Origin of the sequence: Hoylesella buccalis ATCC 35310 (assembly GCF_000177075.1) — a bacterium.
GTDB classification, from domain to species: Bacteria; Bacteroidota; Bacteroidia; order Bacteroidales; family Bacteroidaceae; genus Prevotella; species Prevotella buccalis.
Genome location: NZ_ADEG01000031.1, coordinates 1 through 23,484 on the forward strand (window position 1 = coordinate 1; position 23,484 = coordinate 23,484).

A 23,484-nucleotide genomic window follows, 5' to 3' on the forward strand; every position below is an offset into this window, starting at 1 on the left:
GTCCAGTGGTAATTTATAGAACCAGCCTTAAATCTTATCCTAAATATTTCATCAGGATTTTTGCATTACCGCTGTCGCGTAGCTTCGCAATACTTTTTTCGCGAATTTGTCTCACGCGTTCGCGCGTCAGTCCCAGCTGATCGCCAATTTCTTCCAGTCCCTTCTCGTGACGACCAATGCCGAAGCATTCTTTGATAATGATGATCTCACGCTCTTTCAGCACCTTGTTGAGCACCGCATCGAGCTCTTGTGCCATCGACTCGTGGTCTACATGCCTGTCGGTTCTGCTGTCTTCGCCACTAGGCATCACGTCGAGCATGGTGTTGTCTTCGCCGTCCTGGAAAGGGGCATCTATGCTCACATGGTGTCCGTCGGCCATCATGCTCTGACTGATTTTGTCTTCATCGATGTTCGTTGCATCCGACAATTCAGAGATAGAGGGGCGGCGATGGTTCTCTTGCTCAAACCTGTTGATTTCGTGATTAATCTTGTTGAGCGATCCCACCTGGTTGAGGGGCAGCCTGACGATGCGGCTCTGTTCTGCAATAGCTTGCAAGATGCTTTGGCGAATCCACCAAACGGCATACGAAATGAATTTGAATCCACGCGTTTCGTCAAACTTCTGGGCTGCCTTAATCAGCCCAATGTTGCCTTCGTCAATCAGGTCTGTCAGTGATAGTCCTTGATGCTGGTATTGTTTAGCTACAGAAACAACGAATCGCAAATTGGCAGTGACAAGCTTGTCTTTGGCTCTTTCGCCTTCTGGTCCGCCCTTCTTAATCTTTTGTGCGAGTTCTATTTCCTCGTCAATTGATATCAGGGGTGCGCGGCCTATCTCTACAAGATATTTGTCTAACGCTTCACTTGAACGATTGGTAATGCTTTTCTGAATTTTTAATTGTCTCATCCTAAATACCCTAAACTTCTAACTGATTGATAATCTGAATATTGAATTGATATGTACAATAAACCTTGCAAAGGTACTTATTTTTATCGAAATATCCTAATGATTGTGGCGGCTGAACATTTAAACTTCATTAAATGTACTTTTTTAATGTTATTTCCCGTCGTGGGCGAGCTTGCTCATGCCATGGTAGTAAGGATTGACCACGTGGATAGGAGAGGCGAAATGTGATGCTGAATTTTCTTGACAACATGGCTTTCGCTCCTTGGCTTGTTTGCAAACAACTGTGATGGGCGTTGCAAATACGGCAAGCACGGATTGTTTTTGTAACCACTTGGTATTCATCAGTTTATTATTTTTATGCGTGTTTAAAGATTCGTTTAATATGGATTTTTGATGAAAAGCATTGCTTTAACACGCCAATCTACATGCCTTTGCAAGTCAATGGCATGCAGATTGCTTGCCAAAAGGGTGCAAATAGGGCGACCAACTCATAGCTTTTGCTCAAAAATGGGTTGTTTCCATCCTGCTTATCTCCTGTTTTGCATCCTGCAAGCCTAGTGATTTTTCCTAGTTTGCAGGTTCTGAAACCCTGTTTTTGAGGCGTTTTTCGAGCAAAACATTTTACATTTGTAGGGTGTGATTATTCGCTGGGCTCATCCACTCGTCATCACGTTCCGAAATACGTAGGGGTGTGATTGAGCACATTCCGACACGCGGATGGCTCTACGGGCGTGATAAATTTCGCCTCTACTGGTAAAAATTTCCTCTGCGGGTAGATGCATAACCAAATTGTAACCAATATGTAACGATTATATGAAAATATTTAGTTAATTTTGCAGTGAAATAAGTATAACAGGTTTTCATGCCTCTTTTTTAATTAAAAATTAACACAAAAATGCAGAAAAAAATTGTTTTTCTGATGTCCATGATGATGTGTTTGTGCACATCAATGATGGCACAGGTTACAACTTCCGCAATGAGTGGTAAGGTTACCCTTGAGGGAACCGGCGAAGAACTCATTGGTGCGACCGTACAGGCGGTACACGAGCCTTCTGGAACTACCTATTCGGCAGTGACCAACGTGAACGGACGTTTTAACATTCAGGGTATGCGTACTGGTGGTCCTTATGCCGTTACGGTGAGCTATGTGGGGCACCAGACGAAGACTTACAAGGATATCACGCTTCAGTTGGGTGAGGTGTATAACCTTGGTGTCACTCTTTCGGAAGATGCCGCCATGCTGGGCGAGGTTGTTGTCAGTGCAACGGCATCCAAGTTTGCGCAAGAGAAGACCGGTGCTTCGACCAACATCAACAATTCGCAGATGATGAATCTGCCTACGGTGAGCCGCAGCATCACCGACATCACGCGCCTTTCTCCTTATGGAGGCAATGGCATGAGCTTTGTCGGAACGGATGGTCGTACGGCCAACTTCACCGTGGATGGTGCCAACTTCAACAACAACTTTGGCCTGTCATCGGCTCTTCCCGGTGGTGGCAACCCCATCTCCATTGAAGCTATTGAAGAGTTGCAGGTGGTAATTGCTCCCTATGACGTGCGCCAAACCAACTTCATCGGTGGTGGCGTGAATGCCATTACCAAGTCGGGTACCAATGCTTTCAAGGGCAGTGCGTATGTTTATCACAGAAATGAGAACATGCGAGGCGATGCTGTCGAAGGATTCCAAATGACCAATGCCCGCGAGAAAGACCGCAAGACTACCTACGGTTTTACGTTGGGTGGCCCGATTATCAAGAACAAGTTGTTCTTCTTTGTGAATGGTGAAACTGAAAAGGTTCCTACGGTAGCCAACCGTTGGAGAGCCTCTGAGGACGGTGTGGCCAACGCTCAAGAGTATATTTCGCGTACAACAGCCAAGGATTTGCAGACCGTTTCTGATTTTGTGAACAAGAAATATGGATATAACACCGGTTCGTACACCAGCTTCCCCGCTGACATCAGCAACACCAAGCTGTTGGCGCGCTTAGACTGGAACATCACAGACCAGCATCGTTTGGCCTTGCGCTACAACTACACCAAGAACATGACCTGGCGCTCGCCTAACGCATCGTCTATGGATGGCGGCACACGCATGTCGGAAGGCCGTCTGTCGCAGGCATCTATGGCGTATGCCAATACCATGTATTCGATGGACAACCTGGTACACTCGTTCTCATTCGACTTGAATAGTCGCTTGACAGAGAATCTTTCCAACCAGTTGTTGGCTACCTATTCAAAGTTGGACGACTTGCGTAGTTCTAATTCTTCTGAATTCCCCTTCATTGATATCCTGAAAGGCGGACAGGCTTACCTGTCGTTGGGCTATGAGCTGTTTACATGGAACAATGCCGTTCATAACGATGTTTGGAACGTGAAGGACGAGCTGACTTACTATGCTGGAAAGCATAAAATCACCGGTGGACTGGCCTACGAATACAAGATGGCGGACAATGCCTACATGCGTAATGGTACAGGTTACTATCGCTATAGCAGTTTGGACGACTTCATCAACGGTGCCGCTCCCGAGATTGTGAACCTCACTTACGGTTACGATGGCGAGAGTGCGCCGGCCGCTCGTGTACGCAGCAACAAAATTTCTGTATACGGACAGGATGAATGGTCGGTGATGGACAACTTCAAGTTGGTTTACGGTCTGCGCATTGACAATCTCTCATTCGTCAACAGCGACTTGATCACCAACAAGGCTATCTACGACCTTGATTACGATGGTCGTCGCATTGATACGGGCAAGTGGCCTTCAGCCAACTGGATATTCTCACCGCGTGTTGGATTTACCTGGGATGTCTTGGGTGACAAGTCGCTCAAGGTGCGTGGCGGTACGGGTCTCTTTGCCGGAAACTTGCCACTGGTGTTCTTCACCAACATGCCTACCAACGGTGGTATGGTGCAGTATCAGGCACAAATTAACGCTGCCAACGCTGCCAAGCGAGGCTTCGATATGGATACCTTTGCAGGCGGACTGGTGACCGATGCCAATGGCAAGGCTACGCAGAAAGCGCTCTATGACAAGCTGATTTCTTTGGGCTATCCTTCTACCATCAAGCCCGAGGACGGAACAGTTCCATCTGCTATCGCCGCCGTGTCAGAAAACTTTAAGTTGCCACAGGTATGGAAGGCATCATTGGCTATCGATTATCAAGTACCAGTGTCGTTCCCATTCACCTTGTCGGGTGAGTTTATTTACAACAAGACGCTTAACGAAACCTCCATCTCAGACTGGAGTATTCCTTCTGTAGGCGGGTTCGCTCGACTGAATGGTGTGGACAACCGTCCTATCTATCCTACTGGATTCCGTACCAATACCAAGGCTTTTGTCTTGGAAAATACCAGTCGCGGCTATGGTTGGACGGCTAACTTAACCGCCAATGTACAACCGGCAGAGTGGGTTAGCTTGATGGCTGCCTATACGCACAACGTGGCTAAGAGTGTGACGGGCATGCCTGGTTCTAACGCAGAGTCGGCATTCACCTACGTTCCAACCGTGGAAGGACCGAACCATATCAAGTTGCACAACTCGCAATACAACACGCCCGACCGATTGGTGGCATCGGCTACCATCCACGACAAGAGCGGTAATCACTATAGTTTGTTCTATGAAGGATGGAGAGGTGGAGCCAACTACTCGTTCATGACCACCAATGATATGAACGGTGACGGATACAATTATGATGCAATCTACATTCCTACCGATCAGCAAGTGGCCGACAAGCAATTCCGTTTCGTATCGGAAGACGACCAAACTCGTTTCATGGACTATGTGCATGCCAATGGTTATCTGAGCAAACATCAGGGAGAATATGCCGAGGCTTACGCGCTTTACTCTCCTTGGGTGCATCGCATTGACTTCGCTTACAAGCACGATTTCAAACTCAACGTAGGGAAGACCAAGCATGGTTTGCAGTTGAGCTTCGACATTAAGAACCTGCTCAACCTCTTTGACTCAAAGTGGGGTGTGGCCAAATACTTGAATCCTGCCATCGGTTCAGATGCTCGTATCCTCAAATACGAGGGTGTTGACACAGACGGTGTGGCTAAGTTCTCTACACCAAAATCCATCAATGGCAATACCGAAACGTTCACACCGAGCTATTCTATCGGCCAGTGCTGGTACATGTCGGTGGGTATCAAGTACACGTTCAACTAAAGTCAAGCATACATTTAATTAATAGTAAAACAAAAGGATATGAAACTAAAATATATCATTCCATCGTTCATCGCAGTCATTGCCATGTTTACAGGCTGTGCGGACGACAACGAACCCACCTATTTGAGCAACTTGAAGGTGTCTTCTTCTTATGTGGCCTTCGATGTGAAAGGTGGAACACAGAAGATTACCGTGACGGCTACGGAAGACTGGAGCATGGACTTCATGGTTCCGGTTAAGGCCGATTCGCTGGATGATGAAAAGGGTATCGTGAAATACAACGTGCCAACAAGTCAGATGGCAACCAAGGAAAACAGTTGGATTAAAGTGTCACAACTGAGTGGTGGCGCAGGAACTACCGACATTTCTTTCACCGTTGGCGCTACAACGGCCACGCGTTCGGTTACCGTACGCATCAAAGCCGGTGACAAATATCAGAACATCATCGTTGCTCAGATTGACGATTCTCCTACGCCCGAAAGTACTGTGAAGGACGTATTGAAGGGCGTTGACAGCAAAACCTACCGCGTGACAGGTATGTGTGGCAAAATCATTAACACTTCATACGGCAACTGGTACATGGTAGACAACGAGGGCAACGAGCTCTATATCTATGGTACAAAGGACGCATCAGGTGCATACAACTGGAAGAAGTTCAATATCGCTCCTGGTGATCTTGTCACTGTTGAAGGTGCCAGGACGACTTATAAGTCGACAGTTGAGATTGTGGATGCCACATTTGTCTCAGTGAAGAAGGCGCTCTTGCTCAGCAAAGAGACCAACAAAACCATCGACAAGGAAGGCAAACCGTTCAACATCACCATCACACAGAAAGGCGAAGGCTTGAGCTTCAAGTCGGATGTTGACTGGATGACGATAGAGCCAGGCTACACAGTCAACAAGAAGGGTGACTTGGTGTTCACCGTCAACCCTTCTACAAACGCTACAGGCAAGAACCGTGAAGGCACACTTACGTTCAAGAGTACCAAGGGAAAGGAAGAGTCTGTATTGACAGTTTCCATCATTCAGCTTGGCACTACTCCTGTCACCACAGGCGGTATCGCTGGCATTTCATCTGCCATATCAGCCAGTACTGATAGAAATAAGCAGGTGAACTTCGACATCATCCTCACTGATGCGAAGGTAACCTACAAGAATGGCAGCAACATTTTCGTCGAAGACGCAACGGGTGGCTTGCTACTTTACAGTGGAAATTCAAGTCTTGCTGTGGGTGATGTCATCAATGGACGTGTGTGGGGCGCTGGCTATGCATACAACGGACTTCCTGAAGCCACGTCGTTGCAAACCGAATTGGCCAAAGTAACCAAGGGTGATGCACCCAAACCAATGGAAGTGACGCTTGCACAGCTTGCAACGGACTATGATAAATACATCAACCGTTACATCCACATCAAGGACGCTACCGTGGGTAAGACCATTGACGTGAAGTACTCGGGTGTGAAAAGTGCAGGTGAGTTGACAGATGGCACAAACACATTTGCCTTGAACCACCAACGAACAGGCAAGTACAAAGGTAAGAATATTTACTATTATGTGCAGGCCGCCAAGGACAGTAAGGTGAATGTTGTTTGCATTCCTTCTGTTTACAAGACGAAAAAACAATTGAATATCTGGGACAAGAGTTGGATTCGTAATAAGTAACGATTCCTGAATAAGATTTATTATGGAGAGGGTGTGCTTCGCAGCATGCCCTCTTTTGCTTTGAAATGATAAAGAAGATTAAATGTCATCATCTCTTTGTGGTGTGTCATTATTTAATTATCTTTGTCGTACAACTAAAACATACAAGAACATTATGGTTATAGATTTCAATGATTTAGACGAACAGACCATAGAAGGTTTCAAAGGAGGTAAAGGCACATATGTTACGCGCAACTTTGCGGATGATAAGTGCAAAATCATGTTGAGCACACTCAAGCCAGGCGCTTCGACCGGACTTCATACCCACGTTGATAATTGTGAGGTGGTCTATGTCTTAGAAGGAACGTTGACGTGTCATGATGACGGAGAGGCAAAGCAAGTGCAAGCCGGTCAAGTGCATTATTGTGCAATGGGACACCATCATTACATGGAAAACCTTACTTCGTCGGATGTCCGTTATTTTGCCATCGTTCCAGAGCATCATTAAGAATATGTTCACAGCATGAACAGTTATGTATCAAGGCAACATTTTTGTCGTATGTACGGGGCAAGTTGCTGATAGATACGAATGTTTGCTATCCATATTCTTTTGATTATGAGGAAAAATATTTAACTTTGTGGCTGTTATGACGGAAGGAAAGATTATCAATGGGCGTCCTCAACTGGCCATCATTGATTCCAATACGCTGGCTGTGTTGGGGTTGAAGCAAATCTTGCAGAATGTGATGCCAGTCATGGATGTAACCACATTCGGCTCGTTTGAAGAGCTGACCGAATGTGCCGTGGACTCGTTTTTCCATTACTTCGTGTCGATGAGCATTGTGTTGGAACATCGTCAGTTCTTCCTTGACCGACAAAAAAAGACGATTGTCTTAGCCGCTTCCATTGACCCATCTACGCAACTTTCTGGATTTCATAGTCTGTGTGTCAACGTTCCGGAAGACCAGTTGGTGCGTTCGTTGTTGATGTTGGAACAAAATGCACATGGCGGGGGACAGCGTTTCCCATCTTCACTGAAAACATTGAAGACTAAAATTCTGTCTGATCGAGAGATTGAAGTGTTGTCCCTCATTGTTCAAGGATATATTAATAAGGAGATAGCTGACCAGTTGAACATTGGTATGACAACGGTTATCACGCATCGTAAGAACATCATGGACAAGCTGGGAGTGAAGAGTGTCTCGGCTCTCACCATCTATGCCGTGATGCATGGGTATGTAGATATCAACAAAATATAAAGGTGTAACCCACCAATGTGGCGTCAAGAAACCTCTTGGCGTTGGTTGCTTTTTAGGTCAATGGCACTTTTTAGGCCGCTGTTTATCGTTATAACACGGGCGCTAACAAGTGAGCAAACCATCCACGCAGCTTCTGCCAAGGCGTTCTAAACTCATCCCAGCTCTTGGGAGTGAGCAGAAAACTATCTTTCTTGTCATCATCAAACAGCTTGTCCAGCTGGCGAGTAGTGCAGCGATCAACAATCACAGCGTTTTCTTCATAGTCGAAATTAAGGCTCCTGGCATTGAGGTTGGCACTCCCCACCGTACAGAATTTGCCATCTACCATAATCACCTTGGTATGGTGAAACCCATCCGTAAACATCCACACGTTCGCCCCTTGCTTCATCAGTTTGTGCGCATTGTAGAACCCACAGTCGGGTGTTAAGGGAATATCGCTGCTGGTCGACAGCATAATCTCTACTTTCACACCTCGCTTGATGGCCTTTTTCAGTGCTTTCTTGATGCCCCGATTCAGTGTAAAATAAGGATTGATGATTTTCAAACTGTCTCGAGCTGCATCGATAGCTCCCACATAGAACGCCCTGATCATCTCGTTACTGATGCGTGGTTCACGGTTCACGATACCTACCATCTTATCGCCTGAGGTGCTGCAAGTGTCCGACTTGAGTCCCTTGATATGCCCCCTGTTGCGGTGACCTCTATAATATTTTGCGCCATGCACGTTCTGCTTCGCCGTTTTATTCCACATTTTCAAAAAGATACGTTGCAGATCGTTCACCGCTAAACCCTCAATTCTACAGTGCATGTCGTGCCATTTTCCCACCTGACGGGTGCCCTTAATGTAATAGTCGGCCACGTTCATGCCACCCGTGTAGGCCACCTCGCCATCAATGACAACAATCTTGCGATGGTCGCGGCTCAGTACATGATTGATCCAAGGAAAGGTGATGGGGTCAAATTTGTAAATTTCAACACCTTTGGCGCGTATCGAGTCTAGGTGTCGTTTCATCAGTGGACGGTTGTTCGACCAATTACCAAAAGCATCAAACAAAGCTCTTACCTCCACACCCTCAGCCACTTTCTCTTCCAAGATGTCGAACAACAGTCGCGCAATGGAATCGTTTCTAAAGTTGAAATACTCCAGATGCACGCTACTCTTGGCTTGCTTGATGGCCAAAAACAAGTCATCAAACTTCTCTTGTCCGTCCATCAACAGCGTCACACTATTGTCATGTGAGAACGTCACACCCTTCTCTCGCAAGGTCTCAACGATGAGTGAGTCTGAACTCTGCGCATCAACTGACGTGCAGGCGATGAAACATAAAATGAATAATAGAACTCTCAAATTTCAGTCAATGGGGGCTTTTATAGCATGCACGAATAGTGGTCGACGACCCCTAACAAATGGTTGTCGCTGTCAACAACCAGTACCGTATGTATTTTGTACTTGTGCATGATGGTTTGTATCTCTGTGATTTTTGTGTTCGGTGAAACCGTTTTTGGACTCGTTGTCATGATGTCGCTTACCGTTTTGTCGAAGAATTGGGCTTGCCACTTCTCCATGGCGCGTCTAATGTCGCCATCTGTGATTAGTCCTACCACTTTCTCGTTCTCCAATGACACACCCAAGCCCAGTTTTCCTTTGCTCACATGAATGATGGCATCGCCCAGATGCATCTCTTTGGGGATGATGGGCAGGTTGTCTGACCGCATCACGTCCGAGGCTGTTGTGAGCAACCGCTTGCCCAGTTCGCCACCCGGATGAAACTGTGCGAAGTCGTTTGGCTTGAAGTTTCTCACCATCATCAGGGCAATGGCCAGTGCGTCTCCCATGGCCAGTGCGGCCGTTGTGCTGCTCGTTGGAGCCAGATTCAGCGGACAGGCCTCTTTCTCTACACGGCATGTGATGTGCGCTGTCGAGTATTTGGCCAGCAACGATTTGGGATTTCCACTGATAGATACCACCGGCACGTTCATGTGCAGCACCATGGGCAGAAAGCGAAGCAACTCATCAGTCTGCCCGCTGTTGCTCAAGGCCAGCACCACATCGTCGGGTGTCATCACGCCCAAATCACCATGGTAGATGTCCAGCGGATTGATATAGAACGCCGGCGTACCCGTTGAAGACAATGTAGCAGCTATCTTGGCTCCTACGTTGCCACTCTTGCCAACACCGGTGACGATGATTTTCCCCTTGCAGTTGAACATCATGTCTACGGCCTTTTCAAAGTTTTCATCCAGCTGTGGAATCAACTCCAGCAGTGCCTGCGCTTCATCCTTGATGCACTGTGAGGCGTATTCTCTTGCATGTTTTAGCGATTCTTTCGTATTTTCTTCCATGAATCTGTTATTATGTATGCGGTGCGTCTATTGTAGTAGTGATGCGATGAGAGGTTCCAGCTTGTCCAATTCCAGCATGTTGGCAGCGTCACTTAGTCCTTCATCCGGTGTTGGATGGGTCTCAAAGAAATATCCCGTTGCCCCAAAAGCTTTCGCAGCGTGTGCCATGGCCGGTATGAATCGTCGGTCACCGATGGTTTTTCCCTCACCCGCACCAGGTCTTTGAACACAGTGTGTGCAGTCCATAATCACCGTTTTAACAATCTCTTTCATGTCGGGGATGTTCCTGAAGTCAACCACCAGATTGTTGTACCCAAAGCAGTTACCGCGCTCGGTGAGCCATATTTCCTTGGCACCGCTCTCCATAGCTTTCTCTACGGGGTGCCTCATGTCCTTTCCACTCAGAAACTGTGCTTTCTTGATGTTCACAATCTTGCCTGTTGCAGCAGCAGCCATCAGCAAATCAGTCTGCCTGCACAAGAATGCGGGTATCTGCAAAATGTCGCACACTTCACCCACTGCTTCCGCCTGCCAGCTCTCATGAATGTCCGTGGTAATCCTCAGTTTGTAGGTTTCTTTGATGTGGGTGAGCATTTGCAGGCCTTTTTCCAGACCAGGACCTCTGAACGAATGGATTGACGTGCGGTTGGCCTTGTCAAACGAAGCCTTGAAGATGATGTCCGTACCGAGCTTTCGGTTGATATCAACCAGTCGTTGGGCAACGGTGTCCAACAGTTCTTCCGATTCGATGACGCAGGGGCCTGCGATAAAGATGGGTTGCATAATCCGTCGTATAAGTTATGTGTACAAAGTTACAGAAATAGCGTTTAATTGCCAAAGCTTTAACATTTCATTCGTTGTTCCTTGCCAACTCATCTTGCAAAATTAAGAAATTTTCTGCATTTGGCCCGTCCTTTTCTGTTTTTCCATGCACATTTGCACAACTCTTTTATGGAAAAGGTAGCGTGTTGGCTAAAACCATCAGCTGCTTTCGTTTCAACTACATTATCTTAAAAGCCGGTGGCCTATTTTCAGTCTATTATATCCTATGCCTTTCAATCTCATTGCCTTTGGTGTGCAAAAGCATTGACTTTGACCTCCAATCTCTATGCTATTGAAGGCCAAAGTCATGGAGATTGCAACTCCTTAGTCATCAGGTTGTTGTGTGGTAGATTTGGGGAAGCGAAATAAACCTATAAATTCGGATTACGCTTCACCATGAAATGGCCGAGGCGATGCCGATAGCCTTTCCTGTTGATAGAACGCAGCACATACATACCCTCGGGCAGTTTTGACACGTCGGCATACTTTCCTTGGTATACACGGGTGGTGACCATGGTGCCTTGCAGCGATTCGATAAGCACGAACAGGGCGTCCAGCGTTTGTCCCTTGTCGGGCAGTTGCAGGCGCAGTCCGTCACAGGGCAACAGCGTTGCCGGTGGAAAGTGGGTGGTTTTGATGGGCTTTTGGTGTGTTTGTAGCGGTTCACTCTCGTTGCCATAGCGATCCATGGCCGTCACGGCGTACGCCATACCTTGTGCGGTTGGCACGCGAGTGGAGGTTGAGGGGATGCGGGCGGCCACGATGTTGCGTGCGTCATGAATGTCAACGGGCGCCTGCCGACTGGCATAAACGTTGTACACCAGGTAGGGAGCGTCACTGCGATCTTTCGCTCCCGACCAGCTCAACGTGGCTTTGATGCTATCCAACCGGAGGCGGGTTGGCGGCATTGGCGGCGTACTGTGTTGCCAGGTCATGGCTGGCACGAGTGCCGGATAGCGGGTAAAATCGTTCTCTGCGAAGTCGTAGATGCCCTTGGTGTTGTCTGTCAGGAACTTTCCTCTGAAGTATGCGTGCCCCATACCGTATTGTCTAACAACGTTCAGCTCTTGTTTGATGACGTCGATGGGCCAGTTACGCTCACTGGGCGACATGAAATAGATGCCCAGTCCGGGAACAATCATCCTTCCGTAACTCTCTTCTTTCCAGTTGATGGCGAAGGGAAAGAAGTTGTTGTCTTTGAAGTACAGCATGGGGTAGAGCTGATCCATCAGTCCCGTTTTGAGCCATCCTTGGGCGTCTTGGCACACCTTGGTGTAGGCGTTCCATCCCCGACTGGTGTATCTGGGCAGGTCATCATATTTGCCAATGGGCGAACAACTCATCTTCACCCAGGGCTTGAGCCGCTTCACTTTGGCGTGAATGGCTTCCACGATGCGGGTGATGTTGCGGCGGCCTTCCGTTCTGTTGATGCGAAGGGGCCAGTTTTCGGGATAGCGAATGTAGTCGAGATGAATGCCGTCGATGTCGTAGTTGCGCGTTATTTCTTCGCAGATGGTGGCGAGATAATCGGCTGTTTGGGGCTTTTCGGGGTTCATATAGCCATCTGCGCCAATCCTTCTGACCAGTGCCGGCAGCTTTCTCCTCATGGTTTTGCAGCCCAACCCGTTCCATTTTCCCAGCGGTATGGTAACTACCCAGGCGTGCAACTCCATGCCGCGGCGGTGGCATTCGTCAATGGCAAATGCCAAAGCGTCGTACCCCGGACTTCTTCCCGGCACGCCCGACAGGCAGCCGTCCCATGGTTCGTGGGTGGATGGGTAAATCATCGTCCCCCTGACGCGGGTTTGCAGCAAGATGGTGTTGATGCCGGCACGCTGGTATTGGTCGAGCAGGTTTCGCAATTCTTCCTGCTGTTTTTCCTTTGTGTACGCAGTGTGGGCGTAGGTTTTAGGCCAATCCAGTCCGCCGATGGTGGTCAGCCACACGGCTCTCACTTCGCGTTTGGGCGAGGAGCATAGCGCGTTTTGCAGCAAAGGGGTGGGAGATTGGGCGGATACAAGAAGAGAGAGCGTTACCAATATGATGGATAGTGAGAATCGTTTCATCCTGTCTGTTCGTTCAAAAGAATTATGCTGACAAAGATACGGATATTTTTTCGGTTCTCAAATATATTATGTACTTTTGCAAAATACATCACTGCTCCAGCCGTAACGTTCAATTTAGGCTGCAAATCAGCGTCAACCTTGGTGCAGAAAGGCTTGTGTGTGCGGAGAAAAACGGTGTGAGTGGAGCCTGTTGAGGAGATGGAAAATATACTTACATAATAATTCTTTGATGAAAATGAAGAAGCTATTAACAATGATTGCGGCGTTGCTGATGACCCTCACGGCCAGCGCACAGTTTGAACAAGACAAGGTGTATATCGGCGGCTCGTTGACCGGATTGAATCTGAGTTACAACGGTTTGGACAAGCTCAATTTAGGCATTCAGGCGCAAGCTGGTTATCTCTTTGAGGACAACTTGATGGTTTTGGGCAACCTGAGCTATCAACACAGCGGATATGAGTCGGTTCCCGATTATATTTCTGTGGGTGTTGGTGGGCGTTACTACATTGTTCAAAATGGCATCTACCTGGGCGTTAACTGCAAGTTGATTCATGCCAACCATAACTACAACGATGTGATGCCTGGCGTAGAGGTTGGTTATGCTTACTTTTTAAGTCGTACGGTGACCGTTGAACCCGCCGTGTACTATGACCAGTCGTTCAAGAAGCACAGTGACTTTTCCACCATTGGCTTCAAGATAGGGATTGGCGTGTACCTGTAAATGGAACAACAATATCCGTCTGTTCTACTCGAAAAAGCCGTCAACGAGTTCTCCAAACTTCCCGGAATAGGGCGAAAAACGGCCTTGAGACTGGTTCTGCATCTGCTGCGACAAAGCAACAGTGACGTTGAACAGTTTGCCTCGGCCATCGCTAAAGTGAAGCAGGAGGTGAAATACTGCCAAGTGTGTCACAACATCAGTGATGAAGATGTGTGTCCTATTTGTTCGGACCCACGTAGGGATACGTCGCTGATTTGTGTGGTGGAGAACATACAAGACGTGATGGCGGTGGAGAATACGCAGCAGTTTCGCGGACTTTATCATGTGCTGGGGGGCATCATCTCACCCATGGATGGCATCGGTCCCGACCAGTTGGAAATACAGTCGCTGGTGCAACGGGTTGAGCAAGGCGGCGTCTCGGAGGTGATTTTGGCCTTGAGTTCGACGATGGAAGGCGACACAACCAATTTTTATATCTCACGAAAATTGGCTCCTTTAGATGTGAAGCTCTCCGTGATAGCGCGCGGAATATCCGTAGGTGATGAGCTGGAGTACACGGACGAGGTGACTTTGGGGCGCTCGATTGTGAACAGAACACCGTTTGAACGATAAGGAAAAAACAAATCTGGCCAAGCTCGGAGGAGGTTGGTTGGGTGTTACATTGATATACATTGAATTCCATGAACCAGATAAGAAGCGTGCAACGCCTGTTGATGATTCAGTTTTTTTTACCCATCATCCTATCCTTATTGATGGTGGTGCTGTTTGAAACGGGTGCCTTAGTATCAGGGGCTTGGGCCGGTTCGGGCCAGAAAGAGTTTGTTTGTTTGGTGGTTATGGAACTACTCACCATCTGTTGCATTCCGCTTTCGTTGCGCTTGTTTAAGTATAAAAAGGTGGCAGAGGCACTGAAAGGCGATGACGCTCAGGCGTTATGCGCGCTCCAAAGGTGGGGCAGTGTGCGCTTGGACGTGTTGGGCGTGCTGCTGGTGGTTAACGTCTTATTTTATTATCTCTTCGTCCATGCGGCGTTTTGTTACATGGCAGTCATTGTTTTTCTGAGTTTGTTTTTCATCTATCCCTCCTTGGATCGTTGCGTGACGGAAACAAAAGGTGACGAGAAGGTTTAACCGTGAAAGATCATGCAAGGAGTGAAGCTGTCTGTCATCATCGTCAACTATAATGTAAAGTACTATCTTGAGCAGTGTTTGATTTCATTAACACGGTCGCTCAAGGATGTAGATGCCGAGATTTTTGTGGTAGACAATGCCTCCGTAGACGGGTCGGTAGACTATCTTTCAGTTAGGTTCCCCACGGTGAATCTCATCAGCAGCAATCATAATTTGGGCTTCGCCAGGGCGAACAATCTTGCCATTAGGCAAAGCAAGGGTGAGTATGTTTTATTGTTGAATCCCGATACAATCGTCGGTGAGCATACCATGCGCCAGCTCATTGATTGGATGGATTCGCACGAAGACGTTGGTGGCGTGGGCGTTCGGATGATGAATCAGCAAGGCTTTGATGCGAAAGAGTCGCGCAGAGGGGTGCCAACACCATGGACGGCCTTTTACAAAATGTGCGGATTGTGTGCGAAATATCCTACGAGTAAACGCTTTGCAAGATACTACATGGGGCACCTACCCTGGGATGAACCAGCCGAGATAGAAATTGTCAGCGGTGCGTTTTTCGCCGTTCCGCGTAAAGCACTCGAGGATGTGGGCTTGCTCGACGAAGATTTCTTCATGTATGGAGAGGACATAGACCTGTCTTATCGCTTGCTTCAGAAGGGTTATCACAACTGGTATCTGCCGTTGAGAATATTGCATTATAAAGGTGAAAGCACCCAAAAATCGTCCTATCGTTATGTGCATGTGTTCTATCAAGCCATGCTGATATTCTTCAAAAAACATTATGGCGGCATGAGCATCCTGCTGGGGTTGCCCATTAAGATAGCCATCTACGCGAAGGCATTCATGGCTTTGATAAGCATGCAGGTGGTAAAGGCCAAACAGGGAGTGGGACTTTTTCGGAGAAAGAAACAAGAGACTGTGCAGTATGTCTTCATCGGAAGTAGCCAATCCATGCGCGAGTGTGAGGAGATTGCGCGGCGAAAAGGACTTAGCGCTCAGTTTGTGACATCCACCTATCGCGATCATCCCGATGGTCATCTGACTTTGAAGTTGCCACAAGCCGACAAGGTGTATATGGTTTACGATACCCAAGCCTACAATTTTGATGAGGTATTGAATATCTTTGCCTCACAACCTAGCGAGAAAGTGTGCCTCGGAACGTATCTGCCAGAAACGAAAATGGTGATTACCGAATCGGAAATATTCTCATAAAACATAGCCAAAATCATGATACATGCGCAGCTAAGGGCCATGGAGCCCGAAGATCTTGACTTGTTGTATAAGATAGAAAACGATGTGAAGTTGTGGAATGTAAGTGCGACCAATGTTCCTTATTCAAGGTATGTGCTGCACGACTACATTGCACATTCCTCCGGAGACATCTACACTGACAAGCAAGTAAGACTGATCATTGAAAACGAATGCGGCAAGACGATTGGCATGGTTGATATCGTTAACTTCGCTCCGCAACATCGAAGAGCCGAACTGGGCATCGTGATTCAAGAGCAGTTTCGTGGCAAAGGCTATGGCAAGGCGGTGGTACAGGAAGTGTTGAAATATGCCAAACGCGTGCTACATCTGCATCAAATCTATGTCGTGGTAGCCGCTGACAAGGGCAATATCTTGGCTTTGTTCGCACAGTTGGGCTTCACCGAGGGGTGCAAGTTGGCCGATTGGCTTTACAATGGAACGGCCTATCGTGACGCTGTCGTGATGCAATATATCTTCAGTGCTGAAGAGGAAGCGAAAAATAAGGGGGAGAATAAATAAAGATTGAGCGGAATACGGGAATCGAACCCGCCTCTCAGGCTTGGGAAGCCCACGCACTACCGATGTGCTAATTCCGCAAGAGAGCCGATACCCGGACTCGAACCGGGGACCTACTCATTACGAATGAGTTGCTCTACCAACTGAGCCATATCGGCGATTCTCTTTAAAGTGAGTGCAAAGATAGGCATTTTGATTGACAAACAATAACAGAAGTGCTTGCAGTTGTTATGCTATTAACGAAAGTTAACATACAATCAGCTGCTGAAGTTGGATTCCTCAAGTTTTTTAGCTGGTTGATTCTTTTCAAGAAGGATTGGAAGATTGTGTCTTGTTTTGCTTGCGCTTGTTGAGAAAATGCTTGATAATAAAATAGGCTACCATCAGGCCAAACAGACTTAAAATCACCACCTTGATATGATCGTTGTACTCTAAAATCTTGTCGTTGAGTTGTTCTTCCGGTACAATGGAGTGCAAATACCAGCCCAAGGCGGCCAGCACACAATTCCAAATGCCCGCCCCGATGGTGGTGTAGAGTATGAATTTCCAAAACTTCATCTTGGCTAAGCCGGCGGGAACCGATATCACTTGCCTGATTCCGGGCAACAATCTGCCAGTCAAGGTGGCTATCACGCCATGGTCATTAAAATATTTTTCGCTCTTTTCTATCTTCTCTTGGTTCAGCAAACACAGGTGTCCCAGCTTGCTGTTGGCAAACCTATAGACGATGGGGCGGCCCAGATAGTAGGCTGCCACATAGTTGGTTGCCGAACCAAGGACAGCACCCAGGGTGGCAAAGATGATGACGAGCGTGACGTCCAGATGACCAGCTGCGGCATGATAGGCAGCGGGTGAGACAATCAACTCGGAGGGAACGGGGATCACTGTTCCCTCTATATACATTAATAAGAATACTGTCCAATAGTTAAGATTCCCCATCAGGGAAGAAAACCAATTCATTGTTTTGTCTATTTTGGCTGGTTATTTTTGCTTTCTCTCATCCGTATTTGTTGAAAGCAGGTAGGGATAATACTCTTCAGTACTCATTCCTTCGGGAAACAAGTCGGCCAAAACCATTTTCGCTTCCATCGGATTTCTCTCACAAGCCAGCTTCACGGCGTGGGCAAATTCTTTCTTTTTTCCCAGTTCATTGGCACAGCGAGCGAAGTAAGCGTAGCCGTCTTGACAGGTGTCGCCCATGTCTTTGAAATATGATAAGAATAAGTTGTATGCCAAGTGAACGTATCGACAGTCGTAAACGGATATGGCTATCTGTAAAAAAGTGCTGGGTGAATTGTCCGAACTTCTAATCGCTTCCTGAAAAACCTCTTGTGCCTTCTCCAGATAGTCGTTCTCCAAGAGAATGTGTCCTTTGAGCAGCAAGGTATCACAGTGGTTGTCGTTGGGCAGCTTTTCCTTCTTGTCCAAGTAGGCGAGAGCTTCTTCCACGCGCCCCTGCTGTGACAGAGTGAAGGCAATTTCCTGATAGATTTCAGGCAAGTTGGAATCCGAATGACGCCCCATCTTCTCTGCTTTCTTGAAGTGTGTGAGTGCTTCTTCGGGTTTGTTGAGGTGCAAAAGTGTAACGCCTTTTAGCATCACTACCGACAAATCATCAGGAACCAGCTTGCTATATCGGTCGAAATAATTCAGTGCCTCTTCGTAATTGCCCAAGCTGAATAGTCCGTTTGCTTTGGTAAGTATCGCTTCTGCGTCATCGGGGTTGATGGCAATGGAGAACTCGCTGCTGGTGATTGAGTCGTTGAAATTACTCTTCAAGAATTGCAGCATTGCCAGATTGTTCCAGTAGCTCGTTGAGTAAGGGTCTTCATCAATCAGCTCTTGGAAGATGTTCTCGCAGTCTTCAAGGTTGCCAGTGCCCAATGCAATGCGTCCTTTCAGTTCTTTATAACTGTTGTCTTCATTGGGTTCTAATCGGTCGAACCACTCATTGGCGAGGTCAAACTCCTCATAGTCGGCGTATATAGTGGCGACATCTTGCTTAAATTCTTCCCGTTCCTCTTCATCTACCCGCTCAAATCGACGGTGCAACAGTTGGTCTGCCTGCTTTGCTTTTCCATCCATGATCATGATTTCGGCCAGCGTATAGGTATATTCCACGTCGTCCTTGTCGTCAACATGACTGATGTATTCGTAAGCACGCTCCACATCACCGCCTTCCAAAAGCGTTATTCTGGCTTTGAAAGTCCATAGGGTTGTTGACCCTGGGAACAGATTTATCGCCTCGTCTAACACCGCATGCGCTTCGTCTATGCGACCTTTGCCGCGGTAATACTCTGCGATATCGGCAAAATCATCCGCATCCAGATAGATGGAAAGTCCCTGGATATGAGCCTCTTCATATCGTTTTAGGTTATCCTTGAATTCCTTATTATCAAAAAAGTTATATGCTTCTGCCATCGTACAACGAATGAAAAAACACCCAGAAGGGCAAGGTTATTTGTTAACCTTTGCCCAGGTGTCTTTCAGTCCTACTGTCTTATTGAATACTAAGTGGTCGTCTGTTCTGTCCGGATCGGCCATGAAATAACCGATTCTTTGGAACTGTAGATACTCTCCCGGCTGTTTGTCTGCCGCGTATGCTTCAACGTAACAGTTCGGGAACACGCGCAAACTGTCAGGATTGAGCAGTTCGTGGAAATCCCTTTCATCTGCACCAGGGTTCTCAACGAAGAACAATCGGTCGTATTCTCGCACCTCTGCCTGCCTACAGTGGTCGGCAGATACCCAGTGTAGGGTGCCTTTTACCTTTCTGTTGGCTCCCTCCAAGCCGCTCTTGCTCAGTGGGTCATACTCTGCTTGTATCTCTATAATGTTTCCTTCCTCGTCCTTCGTGCATCCCGTACACTTCACGATGTAAGCGTTCTTCAATCGAACTTCCTTGCCTGGGGTCATGCGGAAGAACTTCTTCGGAGCGTCCTCCATGAAGTCACCACGCTCTATCCAGAGATTCTTACTGAATGTGATGTGGTGTGTACCATCGGCCTCGTTCTCCGGGTTGTTGATGGCTTCCATCTCTTCTGATTTCCCTTCGGGATAGTTGGTGATGACCAGTTTCACCGGATCAAGCACTGCACTCACTCGACATGCCTTCTTGTTGAGGTCATCACGCACGGCAGCTTCGAGCAAGGCAACGTCGTTCAAGGCGTCAAACTTGGTGTAGCCAATGGAATTGATGAATTTCCTAATGCTTTCAGGCGAATAGCCACGGCGACGCATACCGCACAAGGTAGGCATACGAGGGTCGTCCCATCCGGACACCAATCGCTCTTCCACCAGTGAGTGCAGCTTACGCTTGCTCATCACGGTGTAGGTGAGATTCAATCGGTTGAACTCAATTTGTCGCGGACGGTTGTCCTGCATGTTATCATCCGAACCATCCATCGTCTTGAGAAAGTCAACAAGATGGTCGTACAATGGACGGTGAGGAACAAACTCGAGCGTACAAATAGAGTGGGTAACACCTTCGAAATAATCGCTTTGTCCATGGGCGAAGTCGTACATGGGGTATGCGTTCCATTTGGTTCCTGTCCTGTGATGCGGAATGTGTATGATGCGATAGATGATTGGATCGCGGAAGTGCATGTTCGGGTTGGCCATGTCTAATTTGGCACGAAGCACCATGCTGCCTTCCACAGCCTCTGGAGTGTTCATCTTGTTGAACAGCTCCAACGACTCTTCGATGGGTCGGTCGCGGTAAGGCGAGGCCGTACCAGGTGTGGTGGGCGTGCCTTTTTGCTGAGCAATCTCTTCAGAGGTCTGCTCGTCAATGTAGGCGAGTCCTTGCTTAATCATCCACACTGCAAAGTCCCAAAGCTTCTCAAAATAGTCGGAAGCATAATAAACATTTCCCCATTTGAATCCCAACCAACTGATGTCATGCAGGATGTTCTCCACATATTCGTTGTTTTCTTTGCTGGGATTGGTGTCGTCGAACCGAAGATTGCACACTCCATTGTATTTCTCGGCAATGCCAAAGTCCATGCAAATGGCCTTGGCGTGACCTATATGCAGATAGCCATTGGGTTCTGGAGGGAAGCGTGTTTGAATGCGACCGCCATTCTTTCCCTTGGCAAGGTCGTCTTCAACGAGTTGCTCCACAAAACTCAAACTCTTCTTCTCTTCCGTGCTATGATCCTCTTTTACTGTCATAATATTTAATGTTAGTGATGCAAGAACCATGTTTCCATGCGTCTTGTCGTCTACATGATCTTTGTAATGACTGCAAAGATACGAAAAAACTTAAGATATAATAGGTGTGGATGGATAAGAATTTACTCCTTTTCCTCGAATTATGATATAGACGAATCGTGTTTCAGCACAATTGCAGTTCATGATGACGTGCGGCATGCGTCCTGTCATACCCAAACGAAAAACGCTTGAAACTCCTTATTTACAGGACTTCCAAGCGTTATAGTTGCGGAGACATGACTCGAACATGTGACCTCCAGGTTATGAGCCTGGCGAGCTACCAACTGCTCCACTCCGCGATGTTGTTTTCTTGTTTGCGATTGCAAAGGTACGGCTTTTTTGCGAGATAAACAAATATTTCTTTCTTAATTTTATTGAAATATGGTAGATAATCCTTCTAAATGATTAGAAATCAGTTGGATAATACAGATGTCATCCTGCGTATCTATTCAACGGTAGTATATACCATCTTGCCTCTGTCTTTCATTTCCCGCAAAACATACCTCAAAGGCCTTTGAAAATGCGGTATGTTTTCGTGTTTTCAATTGCATTGACTTTGAACGCCAAAGTCAATGCAATTGGACGTCAAAGTCAATGAGTTTGGGTGTCAATATCATAGACATTGGTTTTCGGGGTGGATGCGCTTGTGTGCCAGTTGGATGGTTTACTCAAACTAAATCACTAAATAATGGTTGCCCATCCTGTAAAGAGTGTCTTAAAAAACCTTTTTTCTGTCTTGTATGCTTGCACGCATAAAATAAAAAAACTACATTTGCACAATATACAAGGGATGTGCAATAACCTGAATAAAGGAGGAAAATAGATGTCAATATCAAAAACAAGACGGCTATTGGTGGACGTGGCGAGGCAATTGTTTGCCAAGAATGGCGTGGCCAATACCACCATGAATGACATTGCGTTGGCCTCTGGTAAGGGGAGGCGCACGCTGTACACCTATTTTAGTTCCAAAGAGGCTGTGTTCTATGCAGTCATCGAGTCTGAACTCGAACGCCTCAGTGACAAGTTGGATGAGGTGGCCAACAAGAAGATTGCGCCACAAGATAAAATCATCGAACTCATTTATACCCATCTCAGCATGATACGCGAAACGGTGGTGCGCAATGGTAACTTGCGCGCAGAGTTCTTCCGTAACATCTGGATGGTAGAGAAGATGAGGAAGAATTTTGATGAAGATGAGATTGAACTCTTCCGTCGTGTATATTCGGAAGGGAAGGAGGATGGAGAATTCGACATCGAGAACGTTCAACTGGTGGCTGACATCACACATTATTGCATCAAAGGACTTGAGGTGCCATTCATCTACGGACGCTTGGGACATGGGCTGACAGAAGAGAGTAGCAAGCCACTGGTTGCCAAGGTGGTTTACGGTGCTTTGGGCAAGTTGAGCCCCAAAAAGGAGTAGCAAGAAATTCACAATCAAATATTAACATCAATATTAACACATTCAATTATGGGAATATTAACAGGAAAAACAGCCCTCATCACAGGTGCTGCACGCGGAATAGGAAAGGCCATCGCCATGCGATTCGCTCAGGAAGGTGCCAACATCGCATTCACAGATTTGGTGATTGACGAAGAACATGGCGGTAAAGAAACCGAGCGTGAGCTTGCCGCACTGGGCGTACAAGTGAAAGGTTATGCAGGTAATGCTGCCGATTTTGAAAATACAGCCGCATTGGTTAGTCAAATAAAAGAAGATTTCGGTTCAATTGACATCTTGGTCAACAACGCCGGTATCACCAAAGATGGCTTGATGTTGCGCATGACCGAGGCTCAATGGGACGCTGTAATCAATGTTAACTTGAAGAGTGCGTTCAATTTCATCCATGCTTGTGTGCCTGTCATGATGCGTCAACGCCAAGGTTCTATCATCAACATGGCTTCCGTGGTGGGTGTTCATGGCAATGCCGGTCAGGCTAATTACGCCGCATCAAAGGCGGGTATGATTGCGTTGGCTAAGTCGGTTGGACAGGAAATGGGTCCCAAAGGCATCCGTGCTAACGCCATTGCACCGGGATTTATCGATACGGCCATGACCCAGACATTGCCCGAGAAGATTCGCAAGGAGTGGATTGATAAGATTCCTTTGCGTCGTGGTGGAACGGTTGAGGATATTGCCAGCTGCGCATTGTTCTTAGCTTCCGACCTCTCAAGCTACATCAGCGGCCAGGTAATCCAGGTTGATGGGGGGATGAATATGTAGAGTTTTTAGGAGTTGACGAGTTCACAAGTTGACAAGTTCACGAGTAAATAGTTTCGTTGCTTGATGAGTCTACGTGAGGTCTAACAACTTGTTAATTTGTCAACTCGTTAACACTAAATCACAAGTTCACGAGTAAATAGTTTCATTACTTGATGAGTCGGCAAAAGTTCTAACAGCAAGTTAACTCGTTAACTAAATGACAAGCTCACGAATAAATAGTTTCGTTA

The 23,484-nt window shown here is 47.1% G+C and carries 20 protein-coding genes and 3 tRNA genes; 11 read left to right on the top strand and 12 right to left on the bottom strand.

The genetic code is table 11. From position 1 onward, the window contains the following. Positions 1-34: 34 nt before the first annotated feature. Both HMPREF0650_RS02225 and HMPREF0650_RS02230 read right to left on the bottom strand, forming a co-directional pair. Positions 35-907: a sigma-70 family RNA polymerase sigma factor gene (locus HMPREF0650_RS02225; protein WP_004348071.1), complete on the bottom strand. Its 873-nt coding sequence runs from the start codon at positions 905-907 to the stop codon at positions 35-37. Positions 908-1,057: 150 nt separating this feature from the next. Then, positions 1,058-1,249 carry a hypothetical protein gene (locus HMPREF0650_RS02230; protein WP_040562174.1) on the bottom strand — a complete coding sequence of 64 codons (192 nt, stop codon included), beginning with the start codon at positions 1,247-1,249 and terminating at the stop codon, positions 1,058-1,060. A 553-nt stretch (positions 1,250-1,802) separates the two neighbouring features. Between HMPREF0650_RS02230 and HMPREF0650_RS02235 the strand changes: the two genes are divergently transcribed. From HMPREF0650_RS02235 to HMPREF0650_RS02250, 4 genes are all read left to right on the top strand, one after another. Next, positions 1,803-5,072, top strand: coding sequence for a TonB-dependent receptor (locus HMPREF0650_RS02235; RefSeq protein ID WP_004348072.1), 3,270 nt, complete (start codon positions 1,803-1,805; stop codon positions 5,070-5,072). Positions 5,073-5,111: 39 nt separating this feature from the next. Beyond that, positions 5,112-6,734 (top strand): BACON domain-containing protein, encoded by a 1,623-nt coding sequence (locus tag HMPREF0650_RS02240; protein ID WP_004348073.1) that lies wholly within the window; start codon positions 5,112-5,114, stop codon positions 6,732-6,734. A gap of 154 nt (positions 6,735-6,888) precedes the next feature. Further along, complete coding sequence (locus HMPREF0650_RS02245) at positions 6,889-7,221, top strand: cupin domain-containing protein (RefSeq protein ID WP_004348075.1); 333 nt, start codon at positions 6,889-6,891, stop codon at positions 7,219-7,221. 139 nt (positions 7,222-7,360) lie between these two features. Next, positions 7,361-7,972, top strand: a complete 612-nt coding sequence (locus HMPREF0650_RS02250) for a LuxR C-terminal-related transcriptional regulator (protein WP_004348076.1) — start codon at positions 7,361-7,363, stop codon at positions 7,970-7,972. Positions 7,973-8,060: 88 nt separating this feature from the next. Here HMPREF0650_RS02250 and HMPREF0650_RS02255 read toward each other — a convergent pair whose 3' ends face one another. From HMPREF0650_RS02255 to HMPREF0650_RS02270, 4 genes are all read right to left on the bottom strand, one after another. After that, the gene (locus tag HMPREF0650_RS02255) at positions 8,061-9,320 is read right to left on the bottom strand and encodes a phospholipase D-like domain-containing protein (RefSeq protein WP_004348077.1); all 1,260 of its coding nucleotides are present in this window, start codon (positions 9,318-9,320) and stop codon (positions 8,061-8,063) included. A gap of 20 nt (positions 9,321-9,340) precedes the next feature. Next, on the bottom strand, positions 9,341-10,315 hold the full coding sequence (locus HMPREF0650_RS02260) for a KpsF/GutQ family sugar-phosphate isomerase (protein WP_004348079.1): 975 nt from the start codon (positions 10,313-10,315) through the stop codon (positions 9,341-9,343). A 27-nt stretch (positions 10,316-10,342) separates the two neighbouring features. After that, the gene (gene kdsA, locus HMPREF0650_RS02265; RefSeq protein ID WP_004348080.1) at positions 10,343-11,098 is read right to left on the bottom strand and encodes a 3-deoxy-8-phosphooctulonate synthase; all 756 of its coding nucleotides are present in this window, start codon (positions 11,096-11,098) and stop codon (positions 10,343-10,345) included. 410 nt (positions 11,099-11,508) lie between these two features. Then, positions 11,509-13,203, bottom strand: coding sequence for a glycoside hydrolase family 10-like protein (locus tag HMPREF0650_RS02270; protein ID WP_004348081.1), 1,695 nt, complete (start codon positions 13,201-13,203; stop codon positions 11,509-11,511). 235 nt (positions 13,204-13,438) lie between these two features. Here HMPREF0650_RS02270 and HMPREF0650_RS02275 point away from each other — a divergent pair, with 235 nt between their 5' ends. The 5 genes from HMPREF0650_RS02275 to HMPREF0650_RS02295 all read left to right on the top strand — a co-directional run bounded on the left by HMPREF0650_RS02275 (position 13,439) and on the right by HMPREF0650_RS02295 (position 16,824). Next, positions 13,439-13,924, top strand: a complete 486-nt coding sequence (locus HMPREF0650_RS02275) for an outer membrane beta-barrel protein (RefSeq protein ID WP_375342084.1) — start codon at positions 13,439-13,441, stop codon at positions 13,922-13,924. Continuing rightward, positions 13,925-14,536 (top strand): recombination mediator RecR, encoded by a 612-nt coding sequence (gene recR, locus HMPREF0650_RS02280; RefSeq protein WP_004348083.1) that lies wholly within the window; start codon positions 13,925-13,927, stop codon positions 14,534-14,536. Positions 14,537-14,604: 68 nt separating this feature from the next. Further along, a complete protein-coding gene (locus HMPREF0650_RS02285) occupies positions 14,605-15,054 on the top strand; it encodes a hypothetical protein (protein WP_004348085.1) in 450 nt (149 codons plus the stop codon). Between the two features lie 12 nt (positions 15,055-15,066). Further along, positions 15,067-16,266, top strand: coding sequence for a glycosyltransferase family 2 protein (locus tag HMPREF0650_RS02290; protein WP_004348087.1), 1,200 nt, complete (start codon positions 15,067-15,069; stop codon positions 16,264-16,266). Between the two features lie 15 nt (positions 16,267-16,281). Next, a complete protein-coding gene (locus HMPREF0650_RS02295) occupies positions 16,282-16,824 on the top strand; it encodes a GNAT family N-acetyltransferase (RefSeq protein ID WP_004348089.1) in 543 nt (180 codons plus the stop codon). Positions 16,825-16,830: 6 nt separating this feature from the next. Here HMPREF0650_RS02295 and HMPREF0650_RS02300 read toward each other — a convergent pair. From HMPREF0650_RS02300 to HMPREF0650_RS02325, 6 genes are all read right to left on the bottom strand, one after another. Further along, positions 16,831-16,901, bottom strand: a tRNA-Gly gene (locus HMPREF0650_RS02300). A gap of 5 nt (positions 16,902-16,906) precedes the next feature. Then, positions 16,907-16,979 (bottom strand) — tRNA-Thr (locus HMPREF0650_RS02305). Positions 16,980-17,127: 148 nt separating this feature from the next. After that, positions 17,128-17,781, bottom strand: a complete 654-nt coding sequence (locus HMPREF0650_RS02310) for a DedA family protein (RefSeq protein WP_004348091.1) — start codon at positions 17,779-17,781, stop codon at positions 17,128-17,130. A gap of 21 nt (positions 17,782-17,802) precedes the next feature. Next, positions 17,803-19,242, bottom strand: coding sequence for a tetratricopeptide repeat protein (locus HMPREF0650_RS02315; protein WP_004348092.1), 1,440 nt, complete (start codon positions 19,240-19,242; stop codon positions 17,803-17,805). A gap of 36 nt (positions 19,243-19,278) precedes the next feature. Next, the gene (locus HMPREF0650_RS02320) at positions 19,279-20,994 is read right to left on the bottom strand and encodes a glutamine--tRNA ligase/YqeY domain fusion protein (protein WP_004348093.1); all 1,716 of its coding nucleotides are present in this window, start codon (positions 20,992-20,994) and stop codon (positions 19,279-19,281) included. A 265-nt stretch (positions 20,995-21,259) separates the two neighbouring features. Further along, positions 21,260-21,332, bottom strand: a tRNA-Met gene (locus HMPREF0650_RS02325). 524 nt (positions 21,333-21,856) lie between these two features. Between HMPREF0650_RS02325 and HMPREF0650_RS02330 the strand changes: the two genes are divergently transcribed. Both HMPREF0650_RS02330 and fabG read left to right on the top strand, forming a co-directional pair. Beyond that, positions 21,857-22,456: a TetR/AcrR family transcriptional regulator gene (locus HMPREF0650_RS02330; protein ID WP_004348094.1), complete on the top strand. Its 600-nt coding sequence runs from the start codon at positions 21,857-21,859 to the stop codon at positions 22,454-22,456. Positions 22,457-22,504: 48 nt separating this feature from the next. Continuing rightward, positions 22,505-23,257, top strand: coding sequence for a 3-oxoacyl-[acyl-carrier-protein] reductase (gene fabG / locus HMPREF0650_RS02335; protein ID WP_004348095.1), 753 nt, complete (start codon positions 22,505-22,507; stop codon positions 23,255-23,257). The last annotated feature ends 227 nt before the right edge of the window (positions 23,258-23,484 follow it).

Coding starts and splice junctions, on each gene's coding strand:
- HMPREF0650_RS02225 (WP_004348071.1), bottom strand. CDS start 907: ATGAGACAATTAAAAATTCAGAAAAGCATTACCAATCGTTCAAGTGAA.
- HMPREF0650_RS02230 (WP_040562174.1), bottom strand. CDS start 1,249: ATGAATACCAAGTGGTTACAAAAACAATCCGTGCTTGCCGTATTTGCA.
- HMPREF0650_RS02235 (WP_004348072.1), top strand. CDS start 1,803: ATGCAGAAAAAAATTGTTTTTCTGATGTCCATGATGATGTGTTTGTGC.
- HMPREF0650_RS02240 (WP_004348073.1), top strand. CDS start 5,112: ATGAAACTAAAATATATCATTCCATCGTTCATCGCAGTCATTGCCATG.
- HMPREF0650_RS02245 (WP_004348075.1), top strand. CDS start 6,889: ATGGTTATAGATTTCAATGATTTAGACGAACAGACCATAGAAGGTTTC.
- HMPREF0650_RS02250 (WP_004348076.1), top strand. CDS start 7,361: ATGACGGAAGGAAAGATTATCAATGGGCGTCCTCAACTGGCCATCATT.
- HMPREF0650_RS02260 (WP_004348079.1), bottom strand. CDS start 10,315: ATGGAAGAAAATACGAAAGAATCGCTAAAACATGCAAGAGAATACGCC.
- kdsA (WP_004348080.1), bottom strand. CDS start 11,098: ATGCAACCCATCTTTATCGCAGGCCCCTGCGTCATCGAATCGGAAGAA.
- HMPREF0650_RS02270 (WP_004348081.1), bottom strand. CDS start 13,203: ATGAAACGATTCTCACTATCCATCATATTGGTAACGCTCTCTCTTCTT.
- HMPREF0650_RS02275 (WP_375342084.1), top strand. CDS start 13,439: ATGAAGAAGCTATTAACAATGATTGCGGCGTTGCTGATGACCCTCACG.
- recR (WP_004348083.1), top strand. CDS start 13,925: ATGGAACAACAATATCCGTCTGTTCTACTCGAAAAAGCCGTCAACGAG.
- HMPREF0650_RS02285 (WP_004348085.1), top strand. CDS start 14,605: ATGAACCAGATAAGAAGCGTGCAACGCCTGTTGATGATTCAGTTTTTT.
- HMPREF0650_RS02290 (WP_004348087.1), top strand. CDS start 15,067: ATGCAAGGAGTGAAGCTGTCTGTCATCATCGTCAACTATAATGTAAAG.
- HMPREF0650_RS02295 (WP_004348089.1), top strand. CDS start 16,282: ATGATACATGCGCAGCTAAGGGCCATGGAGCCCGAAGATCTTGACTTG.
- HMPREF0650_RS02310 (WP_004348091.1), bottom strand. CDS start 17,781: ATGAATTGGTTTTCTTCCCTGATGGGGAATCTTAACTATTGGACAGTA.
- HMPREF0650_RS02315 (WP_004348092.1), bottom strand. CDS start 19,242: ATGGCAGAAGCATATAACTTTTTTGATAATAAGGAATTCAAGGATAAC.
- HMPREF0650_RS02320 (WP_004348093.1), bottom strand. CDS start 20,994: ATGACAGTAAAAGAGGATCATAGCACGGAAGAGAAGAAGAGTTTGAGT.
- HMPREF0650_RS02330 (WP_004348094.1), top strand. CDS start 21,857: ATGTCAATATCAAAAACAAGACGGCTATTGGTGGACGTGGCGAGGCAA.
- fabG (WP_004348095.1), top strand. CDS start 22,505: ATGGGAATATTAACAGGAAAAACAGCCCTCATCACAGGTGCTGCACGC.